The following is a 12,796-nucleotide window of genomic DNA, read 5'->3' on the forward strand; positions in this document are numbered from 1 at the left end:
TTCTTCGAATTAGGGATCAATTTAGTTTAACCCTTTGCAGATTCACCAGCCGCATCGGCCTTCAGGAGTGAAGGTGCAGCGGAGAACAGCTCTCCAGCAACTGCAGGCAACCTTACATCTGCTGTATCGGCACCAAACAGATGACGGAACACCTCTTCTACTGTTTCCATTGGAATAACGCGTAATGGCGCGAGGTCAGCGAAGAGAGACTGCCAGTTTTCTTTTGGAATAAGCACTGTAGTGGCACCAGCTTGAAAAGCAGCTTCTACTTTGGCAATTACACCGCCCACTGGCTTAACTCGACCATGGATGCCTATCTCACCTGTGATCGCTACCGTGTTATCCACGGGAAGTCCACGAATAGCGGAGACAATTGCTACTGCCATCGCTACTCCAGCAGAAGGTCCGTCAATCGGTGTACCCCCTGGGAAATTCACATGTAGATCATAACGATCGGGCTCCAGATTCATCGTACGCAGTACGGTCAATACATTCTCAACTGAGCCCTTTGCCATACTTTTTCGCCGAATCGTGCGGGAGCCTCCACCGATCTCTTCTTCATCCACCACACCTGTCACGTTCAATCTGCCTTGGCCGTTCACAGCAGGCGCTGCGGAAACTTCGATTTCGAGCAAAGTCCCCATACCCGGTCCATACACAGCAAGACCGTTCACTAATCCAATCTGTGGTGCCGAAGGAATCTTGCGTTCCGTACGCAGCGGAAGCTGGCTGCTGCCTGCCACCCATTCCACATCAGCAGCATTTAGTGTATCTCTCTGCTCAGTTAAAGCTAACCCAGCAGCCAGCTGGATCATGTTAACTGCCTCCCGGCCGTTGGTTGCATACTGTTGCACCACAGTGACTGCTTCCGGACTTGGTTTAAGCCCAATTTTCTGTATCGCGTCACGCGCGATGACGGCAATCTCATCCGGCAGCAGCGGGCGGAAATAAATCTCCATGCAGCGCGAACGCAGCGCAGGTGAAATCTCATCCGGAGAGCGCGTAGTAGCGCCAACTAGCCGGAAATCAGCAGGCAATCCATTTTGAAAAATATCATGAATATAAGCCGGAGTATTATTATCCTCCGAATTATAATAAGCGCTCTCTAGCAGGACCTTCCGGTCTTCAAGCACTTTAAGCAGCTTATTCATCTGAATAGGGTGAAGCTCTCCTATCTCATCCAGAAAAAGAATCCCGCCATGCGCCTTAGTGACCGCGCCCGGTTTCGGCTGTGGCACACCCGCCACACCCATGGCCCCTGCACCTTGATAAATAGGATCATGCACAGAGCCGATCAACGGGTCAGCAATACCACGCTCATCAAAACGAGCGGTAGTGGCGTCAATCTCTGTGAATTTAGCGTCACTTTTAAAAGGAGAAAGCACATTCTTTTTCGCCTCTTCCATGACAACACGCGCTGCCGCAGTCTTGCCCACTCCCGGCGGACCATAAATAATCACATGCTGCGGATTAGCGCTGCAAAGTGCGGCTTTCAGGGCGCGCAGCCCATCTTTTTGCCCGACAATATCTCCAATAGAAGCCGGACGTGTTTTCTCCGACAATGGTTTAGTTAATGTAATCATCCGCATTTTCCGTAACTTGTCTAGTTCCTTGCGCGACTCTCGTTCCACCGCTGTCTTATTTGTCTTCTGACCCCGCAGCAGATTCCAAAAGTATACGCCGATAACCAGCGCGAAAAAGAGCTGCACGATCATCACAACTATACTTAATTCCATAGGTCATCCTCCTGTTTCGTTCAGTCTACCTTTCCACCCTTGGCTACTATTAGGTAGTATAGCCGTTTCGGTAATTAGTAAACGCGAATTTGAGGATTTGTTGAATTGTTGCAGTAGGATAGACTCTGATAATTAACTATAAGGGCATTAATGAGTATGGGGAGTACGAATGTAGCTTAGATAATTTTAAAAAAAGGAGATTGTTGAGGAGGTTGGAGAGGAAGTTGGAGAGGAAGGAATGCGGAGGAGTGAGGAGGAGTGCGGAAGTAAAGGAGGGATGAAGAGATGAAGAGGAATGAAGGAGGAATGCGGAGAAATGAGGGAGAGATTAGTGGAAAGGGAATTTGAGTAACTGTGGTGTTAAGGGGAATCGTCATACTTAGTAACTGAGTATCGTGATCGGTGCTACGTGGGGGTAAGGAACCTAGTTGTGCGTAGCGCAAAGGGTAAGGGCGTCTGGAGTTTCCTGTAGACGTTTATTTTGTTGAGTTCGAGGAGGTACTTTTAGAAGCTGAGTTAGCTGGGGACGGTGAGCTACTTCTAGAGGCTAAGTCAGCTGGGCACGGTGAGCTTCTTTTAGAAGTTGAGTTAGCTAGGGACGGTGGGTTACTTCTAGAAGTTACGTCAGTTTACCTCTAAGATGCAGACTTAACTTAATTTGCTGAACATATCCGTTTGTATCTCCTATGTTCTTAGAAACATCCTATTCAGTACAAAAATCTAAGTATCATTGGTACCCAGCCAAATAATTAGGGAAATCCTCCCTATTTATCAGTGATTCACGACCTCAAAGCTGCCAATTAGGGAAATCCCCCCTGATTATTGGACGAATCACACATAAATGGGAGAAATGCTCCTTTTATTAGGGAGTTTTTCCCTAATAAGCTTGATTTTGAGCCATATCTCGCTTATTTCAGGGAGGATTTCCCTAATTGTTGCGTTTTACTTCATAACGGACTTCACATCGAGCTCCTTCACATACCTTCTTTTCAAATTTCCGCCTTCAGCAAAAGTCATGGCCAACATTGTTACGCCTATATGATCAGCCCCATCAAACCACTTCTGCTACACCTGCTCCATCAACCACTTTTACAACTTTATCCACTTCAAAACATTAGCTACGTCATCTACACCAGTTACATCAGCTACAATAGCACCACCAACTCCATAAGTTTCACCAGATACATCAATTACATCTAAACTGTTATATTAATTACTCTATAATTACTCTACATAAACTACTTCAATAATATAGCCTCCATCAGCCACCAGCCACCAGCCTTTACAAATATCAATCCCAGTAATAAAGAACATCACGAGCCAGCTTATACTCAACATTTTTGACGCCGATTCCCCTCTTCACAGGAGTAAGCCAGCCTTTTTCACAGAGATTCTTTAGCATCATGCGTACTGTTTTGGGATCTAGCGTGAAATAATCAGCGACTTCTTTAGGGCGTATCACCCCAGCTTGACGCACCACTAAACGCATGATTTCCTTCTCAGCGATTAGCAGTCTGCCACGCGGTGCATCTACAATTTGGTAGCGGCTTAGCGCCAAACGCAGCAGTGTAACACATAACTCAGGGCGCTGTTCAACATCATCATAGGCAAATGAAATTACTTGATAACCCATTCCGTACAGAAAAGTTTCACGATTTAGCTCATTACAATACTTCAGCCTATCCATGTCTCTTACATGAGCTGCATACCCTTTGATCTCAAACAAAAGCTTGATCGGCCCCGGCAAAAAAGCAAAATCAGCAAAATAAGCTCGTCTTTGTAAATCCAGCACCTCATACTCCGGATGAAGATTATTGAAATCACCACAAAGCGGCCACCAGACATTCTGCAAAAATAATTTCTCGGCGTGGCCATGCCCTCTCTCCAGCCTCCCCCGACGTTCGCCCGTTCTGCTTGCAAGATGCTGCGCAATAAATTTTTCATGGGCTTGTTCATAGTTCATGTTTACTCATCCCTTCCTCCAAAATGGAAATAAACGCAAAAAAAACGCCCCATGAGCCCCGGATATACCGGAACTGCACAGGACGTTCTTCGCCACTTAGGTCACTACTTACCTAACGTCGCCCAAAATTACTATACGATGCTAAGAAGTGTTTATACTATTATGAGATTGAAAATTCTTATAAATACCATTCAGACCAAGTTACTTCGATTGCACCGGAGGTGCAAGGTTAGCGTGGGCGCGGCCTGGGATTTCGCCCGTTGCCTCGTAAGCCACCACGATCGCATCAATTTCCTTCTTCAGCTCGTTTACGAGTTCAGCTTCAGGCACTTTACGGATCATTTGTCCGTAGCGGAAAAGCAAACCTTCCCCACGAGCGCCAGCAATACCGATATCTGCTTCACGTGCTTCACCAGGACCGTTAACAGCACAGCCAAGGACGGAAACTTTAATAGGCACCTTAAGCTTCGAAATGTATTCTTCCACCTCATTAGCGATGGAAAAAAGATCGATATCCAGTCGTCCGCAAGTCGGACAAGAGATCAGCGTCGCCGCGTTAGAGATCAGACCAAACGTCTTCAGCAGCTCACGCGCCACCTTAACCTCTTCAACCGGATCGGCACTAAGCGAGATACGCAGTGTGCTGCCGATGCCCATAGAGAGCAGTGCACCAATACCTGCGGAGCTCTTCACTGTACCAGCAAATAATGTGCCAGATTCTGTAATCCCCAAGTGCAGTGGATAAGGGATAACTTCCGCAGCCTGACGGTAAGCTTCGATGGCCATTGGCACATCGGATGCTTTTAGAGAAACGATAATGTCGTGGAAATCCAGTTCCTCCAGAATCCCAATATGGTATAACGCACTTTCTACCATGGCTTCTGGGGTTGGATATCCGTATTTCTCCAAAAGGTGATTCTCCAAAGAACCAGCGTTTACACCAATCCGAATCGGAATTCCTTTTTCTTTACATGCTTTAACTACCGCTTCTACCTTTTCGCGACGACCAATGTTCCCCGGATTAATCCGTACTTTATCGATGCCGTTCTCGATAGCCATCAACGCTAGCTTATAGTTGAAATGAATATCCGCTACGAGTGGGATATGAATCTGTTTCTTGATCTCCTTGATTGCGGCAGCCGCCTCTTCATTGTTGACAGTTACGCGTACTAGCTGGCAGCCTGCTTCCTCAAGCCGCAATATTTCAGCTACAGTAGCCTCCACATCAGCGGTTTTGGTTGTACACATGCTTTGAATCGCAACCTCGTTGTTTCCCCCAATAATGAGCCCGCCAACATTGACCGGACGGGTTTGGTGTCTCAAGAACATGATTTTTCTCCCCCATAACGCCAAAGCTCCACCCCTTCGCTCCCGCTAATGTGAAGCGGGATAAGCGGAAGAAAGGTGGAGACTGTGACATGTATTGTTAAGGAAAAGCGGCTTACGCGCTTTCCTCTTTCTTCTTGTCTTTCTTAAGGTTGAGCTCAGGCAAAGCTTTCTCCTGAACGACCTGTTCCGTGATCACACAATCCTTAATATCATCGCGTGAAGGAACTTCATACATCACATCGAGCATGATGCTCTCAATAATCGCGCGCAGTCCACGGGCTCCCGTATTACGTTTGATCGCTTCCTTGGCAATTGCTTCGAGTGCCAATGGTTCGAACTTCAACGCTACGTTGTCCATTTCCAGCAGCTTGATATATTGTTTAGTGAGTGCATTTTTAGGCTCGGAAAGGATACGTACAAGCGTATTCTCATCAAGCGGCTCCAAAGTCGAGATGACTGGCAGACGGCCTACAAATTCAGGAATAAGACCGAATTTGAGCAAATCTTCAGGCAATACCATCGACAAATATTCGCCAGGCTTCAGATCCTTTTGTCCTTCAACTGCTGCGTTGAAGCCAATGATTTTTTTACCGATACGGCGTTTAATCATTTGCTCCAGACCGTCAAAGGCACCGCCAACGATGAACAGGATGTTCGTCGTGTCGATCTGAATAAACTCCTGATGAGGGTGCTTACGTCCGCCCTGCGGAGGCACAGAAGCAACAGTTCCTTCCAGAATCTTCAGAAGCGCTTGCTGTACACCTTCGCCGGAAACATCACGAGTAATGGACGGATTCTCGGATTTACGTGCTACTTTATCAATTTCATCAATATAGATAATGCCGCGTTCGGCTTTCTCCACATCGTAATCTGCAGCTTGAATGAGTTTGAGCAGAATGTTCTCAACATCCTCGCCAACATAACCAGCTTCCGTTAAGGAAGTAGCGTCTGCAATAGCAAAAGGAACGTTGATAATCTTCGCCATCGTTTGTGCTAACAAGGTTTTACCAGAACCTGTTGGACCGAGCAAAAGGATATTACTCTTAGTCAGCTCAACATCTTCGATCTTGCTTTGGCTGTTCACGCGCTTGTAGTGGTTATAAACCGCTACAGAAAGAGATTTCTTCGCTTGCTCTTGACCGATTACATATTGATCCAAAATATCACGAATTTCCTTTGGTTTTGGAATATCCTTCAGATCAAGCTCTTCCTCATGACCGAGCTCTTCTTCCACAATTTCCGTGCAAAGCTCGATACATTCGTCACATATATAAACGCCCGGTCCTGCTACAAGCTTACGAACCTGCTCTTGTGATTTACCGCAAAAAGAACATTTCAATTGCCCTTTTTCATCATTAAATTTAAACATCTAACCACCCCTTTAAGATTTCATCGGTGAAGAAAGAACCTGGTCAATAAGCCCATATTCCTTGGCTTCTTCCGCGCTCATGAAGTTATCGCGGTCTGTGTCCCGTTCGATTTTTTCAAGGGGCTGACCTGTGCGATCTACATAAATTTGATTCAGCTTCTGTCTCGTCTTGAGGATCCAGTCAGTGTGAATCCAAATATCAGACGCTTGACCTTGAACACCGCCGAGCGGTTGATGAATCATAACTTCGCTGTTGGTCAGCGCATATCTTTTGCCCGGCGCCCCAGCTGTTAGAAGGAGCGATCCCATGCTTGCTGCCATCCCTACACAAATGGTTGAAACATCCGGTTTGATATATTGCATCGTATCGTATATACCCATGCCGGCTGTTACTGAACCACCGGGTGAGTTGAGGTACAAGTGAATGTCCTTCTCGGGATCATCTGCTGCCAAAAACAGCAATTGAGCAATAACCAGATTGGCGACATCATCGTCAATCGCACTGCTTAAGAAAATGATGCGATCCTTGAGCAATCTGGAATAGATATCGTACGAACGTTCTCCACGACTTGTTGATTCCACAACCATTGGTACCAGACTCATGCCACCAACCTCTTTTCTCTGTACAGATTAGTCTTATCGTTTCAGAAATATTTTAACACGTTCACGGCGCGATGTCATTTTTTCACTACAGTGGACAGTCCGCTGCTTGTGAATTGTGACGTTACCGCCCCTATTACCTTATTGCCATACGTTCATACGGATACCTATGTAGTCACATATATTTGCGGCCGAGGATAAAAATAAGGCACGTAACGAAACTTACGTGCCTTATCATATCTGTATGGAGGCCGTGTAACTTGGCCGTTCTAGGTAGTGTCAAGCTAAAACGCCTTCGGCGTCCTTTTAAGGACGGTAAGCGTTTATGCGAGAATTATAAGAATAAAGTATAAAGTGAAACTTATACCTTCTTATAATTTTAAAATATCCTACTCAGCTTTAGTGTCTTCAGCAGCTGGTGCTTCTTCTACTGCTTCAACTTCTACACTATTGCTAACAAGGAAATCAATGGTTTTACGCAACGAAAGCTCTTCGTTCAAGCTGCCCAGTGAACCGTTAGCTGCCAAGATGCTGCGAATTTCTTCTGGAGTACGTTTGTAAGCTTCAGCCATAGTAGCCAACTCTTCGTTAACTTCTTCTTCGGAAACTTCAATGTTCTCTTGTTTTGCGATAACTTCCAATACCAGGTTGTTGCGAACGCGTTTTTCAGCATCGCCTTTCATTTGGTTCTGCAAGTCTTCACGAGTTTGGCCGGAGAAGCTAAGGAACATATCCATGTTCATACCTTGTTGACGAAGACGAGTGTCGAAGTCACGAACCATATTCTCAACTTCACTGTTGATCATAGCTTCAGGGATTTCAACTTCAGCGTTAGCTGCTGCTTTATCAACAACTGCATTCTCACGAAGGCCTTTCAGTTCTTCCTCTTTACGGGATTCGAGTTGAGCCTTCAAATCTGCTTTGTACTCATCCAAAGTTTCGAATTCACTTACATCTTTAGCGAACTCATCATCCAATGCAGGAAGTTGTTTGCGTTTGATTTCGTGCAGCTTCACTTTGAATACTGCTTTTTTACCCGCAAGGTTCTCTGCATGGTATTCATCAGGGAAAGTAACTTCAACATCTTTGAAATCTCCAGTAGCCATTCCTACCACTTGCTCTTCGAATCCTGGAATGAAGGAGTTGCTGCCAAGCTCAAGAGAGTGACGTTCAGCTTTTCCGCCTTCAAACGGTACATCATCAACATATCCGTCAAAATCGATTACAGCGATGTCGCCGTTAGCTGCTGCTTCTTCTTCAACTACTACAAGCTCAGCATGACGTTCTTGCAGACGAGCAAGTTCAGCACTCAACTCTTCTTCAGTCACTTCAGCTTTTTGTACTGGAACTTCCAGACCTTTGTAATCGCCGAGCTTCACTTCAGGTTTAACCGTGATCTTCGCTTTGAAGATAAAGGATTGGCCTTTAGCAAATTGCTCAATATCAACTTCAGGACGGTCTACAGGGAAGATGTCAGTTTGTTCAACTGCTTCACCGTAAGCTTCAGGAAGAAGAATGTCGATTGCATCTTGGTACAAGCTTTCTACACCAAAACGGGATTCAAAGATCGGCCGAGGTACTTTACCTTTACGGAAGCCTGGTACGTTAGCTTTTTTAACGACTTTGTTAAAAGCTTTATCAAGTGCTGCTGTTACGCGTTCTGCGTCTACTTCTACTTCAAGAACTCCAAGGTTCTTCTCTATTTTTTCCCATGTTGCTTTCATATTATACTTTTCCCTCCAAAATATAGGTTCACAAGTTTACTTCAAATAATGATACAATCCACGCACAGAATAACCATTATATTATATACAACATTACTTTATTTATCAAGTAGAGAAGTCTTTACAAAACCCTTGAGAGCACGATAAGCTCCCTCAAATTGAAAGCGCATGCCGTCTGTGATGCCATACATTCCACGTGTCTCTTCCTCTTGTCGGGAGCCGTTTAAACTCTCAGAAACAAATTGGTGCAACGCTCCTGCCCAAATATCCAGCAAAACGTCTTCGCCTTCCAGCAATTTCCGATATTCATCCGACCCATAAATCGACATGATGAACTGGCCCCAGAGCTCTTGTGCAAAATAATACAGCGTAGGCTCATGCACCTCAGCCTGCCCGGCTACCCGCTCCAGCACATGACTCACCTGCGGAGGAAAATCCTCCGTCTGCAGTGGCACGCTCTCGATCTCTACAAGTACCTTTTCATGGCCGCGAATCAGCTTCACTGTTCCCTGCATCCCACGCCGCTTAAGCGTCTGCAAGGTCCGAAATTGCAGCAGTGGATGAACATTATCCCCCTGTAGCCAAGTGGTCAGCTCCTCGTCAACGCCGCCACCTTCCAGATAGGATAGCTGCTCTAGTGCAAGTATTGTCGCCTCAGACAGAGGCTCGTTCATCACCCGCTGCAGCAGCTTTTTGGGATACCCCGTATCCTCGTTCATTTTGGATTTGGCCAAAAAGCGGGCCATATCCTCTTCCCTTAAATCTTCGTCTTCGGGGTGAACAGCTCCCTCCGCATCTCCATTCTGGGACGCGTAAGGAAATGCCGTTTCGAGCCATTCCAGCAGGGACCGCCATTCCTCGTAATTTCGCTCTTCCTGTCCTTGACACTGCAGCAAAAAACGAAGCAGCTCCATCGCTTCCCCGTAGCGTTCACTTTCCAGCATCACCGTCAGCTGGATTTGATAATAGTCCAGTGTCTTGGGGAAAAGGACGATATTCTCTTTGGTGGCGGGGGAATCCGAATGTTTAATGAGGGCACCTCCTTATGTCTACTTATGTGAATGGAATCCTAACCATTATAAAAGTTATTAATACCTTAAGCTTCTTCCGAAACTTAATAATTGTAGATTATAGCATACCCCGTACTCTTTTTAAAAAACAGCTTGAAAAAAAACACCCCATATGATATGATAATTCCTGCTTGCTTTTCTGCCAGCAACCATGTCCCGGTAGCTCAGCTGGATAGAGCATGCGCCTTCTAAGCGCACGGTCGGGGGTTCGAATCCCTTCCGGGACGTCATATAGAAACAGCCTTCCTTCGGGAAGGCTGTTTCTGTGTTCAGGGGAGGGGTTGGGCGGAGCTCAGGGAGTCACTGGGACGAATAGACGACTGAATGACTGAGCTTAAAGATTCGCGGCTCTAGATTAGCCGAGTCTCAGGGGTTCATGGAACTTGGATTCGAAGCTCAGAGCCTGATGAAAACTTAGCCTCGTCGGAGCTCAGGATCCGATAGAGCTTAGCATTCGAAACTTAGAATTCAGTGAAAACCCATGCCTCGTCGGGCAATGAGTCGATGGAGCTTAACTTTTGATGCTCGCTCGGACTTGGTCACACTTAGAACTCATTGGGGCTCAAGGTTCTGTGAAGCTTAGCAATCGTTGATCAGTTTTTATGAGTCAGTTCCACATCATCCCCCGCCGCATTAGAACATTACGGCTAATTTTCCGGAGAAACGCCGCTACATGCTATCTAATTGCATTTTCTGCAACTAAAAGTACCCTTTTACCTCCAAAACTCGCTTTAATTGCATTTCATACACTTATATTCTCAGATTTACGCCTAGAATGGCCTTTTCACCATTTTTAACTGCACAAAGTACAATTAAACCCAAACAAACCTATCCCCCTTAAAAATAAGTGCATAAAGTGCAATTAAAAACCACTCACTACTCATCGACTATTACTCTTCACATTCCCATTTCTGATTTTTAAATATGGGAATTTTTTCAGTTTTCTATAAGCTAAGCGTGGCCAATCCAATTACTCAAAAGACACGCGCATTAGCAATTTTATCGATGGATGGAGCACCTTGTTTATTTAATCGGGAATAAAAAAACTGTTCACGGCGATTTCTCGCCGAGAGACAGTTTTTTATGCATGTCTTCCTATATTAGCGGAATCAGCGCCCTTTGCGGCGATTTCCGAGCCAGAGCGGAAAACGGAAGGCAAAGTTAATAAACAGAACTACAAATACGAGTACTGCCGCTGATTTGTCAGCGATTTGCCGCGCATCTTCTACAATTGCTTCAGATTGTACATACCATAGATGCACTGCCAGGGTTTCTCCCGGCGAGAACAGATTAAAGTCCCACATTTCGCCCGAGGTACTGAGGCCAGCGGTAAGGATAATAACCGCGGACTCCCCGAAGGCGCGCCCAGCAACGAGACAAATCCCAGTAACAATGGCTGACATTGCAACGGGTAGAACTACTGTGCGGATCACATGGAATTTAGTCATGCCCAGTGCATATCCAGCTTCACGCATCTCACCAGGAACAGCACGAATCGCTTCCTCCGTCACACGTGCAAGCATAGGCAGATTCAAAAGCGCCAAGCTTACCCCACCGCCAAGAATCGTCAGGCCGATTCCAAAATATTCAGCAAATATCGCAAGTCCAAGCATACCAAATACAATTGAAGGAACCGAAGAGAGAGCTTCTACACATATACGCAGGCCGCCTGTAAAAGCATTATCCGGAGCATACTCCGCCATATAAATCCCCGCACCTAAACCGATAGGGACGGAAATAAGCAGCGAGATGAACAAAATATAAAAAGAGTTGAAAAGTACAGGACCGATCCCGCCACCTACGTCAATCTCTTCAGGCTGTTTAATCAGGAAGTCAGGCCGCAGCGCTGGCAGACCTTTACTAAGAATCGTGAAGAGCAGCCAGAAGATTAGCAGCATAACTAAAGCCCCAAGCGTATAAAACCCTATAGTCGCCATCTTATTGCGTCTCTGAGCACGCGCTGTATGCTTTGTACTTGCGAATCCGTTCACGCTGCATCCCTCCTTTTTCTACCCAGCACGCGGATGATCAGAATCAGTACAAAGGAAATCACCAGTAGAAGAAAGGCCATCATATGTAGGGCATAATTCCAGGTTGATTCAAACTCTACATTCGAGATTTGCATAACGATGTTACTAGTCAAGACCGAAGCAGGTGTAAATAAGGTTTTCGCCAACTGTGGTGTGTTTCCGATAACCATAACTACAGCCATTGTCTCCCCCACAGCACGAGTCATCCCGAGAATGACCGCGGAGATAATTCCTCTGCTAGCCGCAGGCAAAACAACACGCATAATAACTTGCAGACGGGTAGATCCAAGAGCGTACGCAGCATCCCGATATTTGCGTGGAACAGCGACAATTGCATCATCACTGATTCGGCAAATTGTTGGCAGGACCATTAATGCGAGCACGAGGGCCGCAGCCAGTAATCCATCGCCCAAGCTCTCCCCACTAATTCTACGAAGAAATGGAAGTAATACCGTTAAGCCTAAATAACCATATACTATAGAAGGAATACCAACGAGCAAATCGAGCACCGGGCGAATGAAGGTCTTCATCCACTTCGGAGCAATCTCCGCACAGAGCACGGCCATACCCACAGAAATAGGTACTGCGATCAGCAGGGTCAAAGCCGTCAGTGAAAGTGTATTTACAATGAAGGCAGCAGCCCCAAAGGAGTCCTCTTCAGGCGTCCAGTTAAAAGAAAAGAAAAAGTCCGCAGGCGAGAGATGACCAAACAGAAGCAGCGCCGTTTTGCCGATAAATAGAATTACAAGTCCAAGCACGAAGCAAAGTGCAAGAATGCTGAATAAGAAATAAAAGCGGAATAATCGGTTGCTAAACATATGTCTACTGTGACGTTTGGAGTTGGCGCTAACTTCTGTAACGCCCTCCTTAACCTTAGTTGCCAGGTTGTGGACTGGTGCCCCCATACTTTCCCTCCTGTAAGCGGCCAACCCCGTATCAAAATCGGGGCTGGCCGCTGTTACCGTTCAATATGAT

9 protein-coding genes and 1 tRNA gene are annotated in these 12,796 nt (G+C 46.0%); 1 reads left to right on the top strand and 9 read right to left on the bottom strand.

What is annotated here, in order from left to right; genetic code table 11:
* Nucleotides 1-26 precede the first annotated feature (26 nt).
* The 7 genes from lonB to MHI15_RS08110 form a co-directional block, all read right to left on the bottom strand.
* On the bottom strand, nt 27-1,736 hold the full coding sequence (gene lonB, locus MHI15_RS08080; RefSeq protein ID WP_038573063.1) for an ATP-dependent protease LonB: 1,710 nt from the start codon (nt 1,734-1,736) through the stop codon (nt 27-29).
* A 1,291-nt stretch (nt 1,737-3,027) separates the two neighbouring features.
* On the bottom strand, nt 3,028-3,699 hold the full coding sequence (locus tag MHI15_RS08085; protein WP_339188253.1) for a BlaI/MecI/CopY family transcriptional regulator: 672 nt from the start codon (nt 3,697-3,699) through the stop codon (nt 3,028-3,030).
* A gap of 201 nt (nt 3,700-3,900) precedes the next feature.
* Nucleotides 3,901-5,028 (bottom strand): flavodoxin-dependent (E)-4-hydroxy-3-methylbut-2-enyl-diphosphate synthase, encoded by a 1,128-nt coding sequence (ispG, locus tag MHI15_RS08090; protein WP_036685055.1) that lies wholly within the window; start codon nt 5,026-5,028, stop codon nt 3,901-3,903.
* Nucleotides 5,029-5,140: 112 nt separating this feature from the next.
* Nucleotides 5,141-6,397 carry an ATP-dependent protease ATP-binding subunit ClpX gene (gene clpX, locus MHI15_RS08095; RefSeq protein WP_036685052.1) on the bottom strand — a complete coding sequence of 419 codons (1,257 nt, stop codon included), beginning with the start codon at nt 6,395-6,397 and terminating at the stop codon, nt 5,141-5,143.
* Between the two features lie 12 nt (nt 6,398-6,409).
* Nucleotides 6,410-7,000 (bottom strand): ATP-dependent Clp endopeptidase proteolytic subunit ClpP, encoded by a 591-nt coding sequence (gene clpP / locus MHI15_RS08100; protein ID WP_076129430.1) that lies wholly within the window; start codon nt 6,998-7,000, stop codon nt 6,410-6,412.
* Nucleotides 7,001-7,386: 386 nt separating this feature from the next.
* Complete coding sequence (gene tig, locus MHI15_RS08105; RefSeq protein WP_076303255.1) at nt 7,387-8,721, bottom strand: trigger factor; 1,335 nt, start codon at nt 8,719-8,721, stop codon at nt 7,387-7,389.
* Nucleotides 8,722-8,819: 98 nt separating this feature from the next.
* Nucleotides 8,820-9,665, bottom strand: coding sequence for a hypothetical protein (locus tag MHI15_RS08110; protein ID WP_036685042.1), 846 nt, complete (start codon nt 9,663-9,665; stop codon nt 8,820-8,822).
* A gap of 279 nt (nt 9,666-9,944) precedes the next feature.
* Between MHI15_RS08110 and MHI15_RS08115 the strand changes: the two genes are divergently transcribed.
* Nucleotides 9,945-10,018 (top strand) — tRNA-Arg (locus tag MHI15_RS08115).
* Between the two features lie 882 nt (nt 10,019-10,900).
* On the opposite strand, the gene pstA is transcribed toward MHI15_RS08115, so the two are convergent.
* A complete protein-coding gene (gene pstA / locus MHI15_RS08120; RefSeq protein ID WP_081386384.1) occupies nt 10,901-11,728 on the bottom strand; it encodes a phosphate ABC transporter permease PstA in 828 nt (275 codons plus the stop codon).
* A 50-nt stretch (nt 11,729-11,778) separates the two neighbouring features.
* Nucleotides 11,779-12,726: a phosphate ABC transporter permease subunit PstC gene (gene pstC / locus MHI15_RS08125; RefSeq protein WP_076306857.1), complete on the bottom strand. Its 948-nt coding sequence runs from the start codon at nt 12,724-12,726 to the stop codon at nt 11,779-11,781.
* Nucleotides 12,727-12,796 lie beyond the last annotated feature (70 nt).

This window comes from Paenibacillus sp. FSL H7-0918, assembly GCF_038007025.1.
GTDB classification, from domain to species: Bacteria; Bacillota; Bacilli; order Paenibacillales; family Paenibacillaceae; genus Paenibacillus_AQ; species Paenibacillus_AQ odorifer.

What these genes read in the sequence shown, in the direction of transcription:
- clpX (WP_036685052.1), bottom strand. Translation starts at nt 6,397, where the DNA reads ATGTTTAAATTTAATGATGAAAAAGGGCAATTGAAATGTTCTTTTTGC.
- MHI15_RS08085 (WP_339188253.1), bottom strand. Translation starts at nt 3,699, where the DNA reads ATGAACTATGAACAAGCCCATGAAAAATTTATTGCGCAGCATCTTGCA.
- pstC (WP_076306857.1), bottom strand. Translation starts at nt 12,726, where the DNA reads ATGGGGGCACCAGTCCACAACCTGGCAACTAAGGTTAAGGAGGGCGTT.
- ispG (WP_036685055.1), bottom strand. Translation starts at nt 5,028, where the DNA reads ATGTTCTTGAGACACCAAACCCGTCCGGTCAATGTTGGCGGGCTCATT.
- clpP (WP_076129430.1), bottom strand. Translation starts at nt 7,000, where the DNA reads ATGAGTCTGGTACCAATGGTTGTGGAATCAACAAGTCGTGGAGAACGT.
- lonB (WP_038573063.1), bottom strand. Translation starts at nt 1,736, where the DNA reads ATGGAATTAAGTATAGTTGTGATGATCGTGCAGCTCTTTTTCGCGCTG.
- MHI15_RS08110 (WP_036685042.1), bottom strand. Translation starts at nt 9,665, where the DNA reads ATGCTGGAAAGTGAACGCTACGGGGAAGCGATGGAGCTGCTTCGTTTT.
- pstA (WP_081386384.1), bottom strand. Translation starts at nt 11,728, where the DNA reads ATGGCGACTATAGGGTTTTATACGCTTGGGGCTTTAGTTATGCTGCTA.
- tig (WP_076303255.1), bottom strand. Translation starts at nt 8,721, where the DNA reads ATGAAAGCAACATGGGAAAAAATAGAGAAGAACCTTGGAGTTCTTGAA.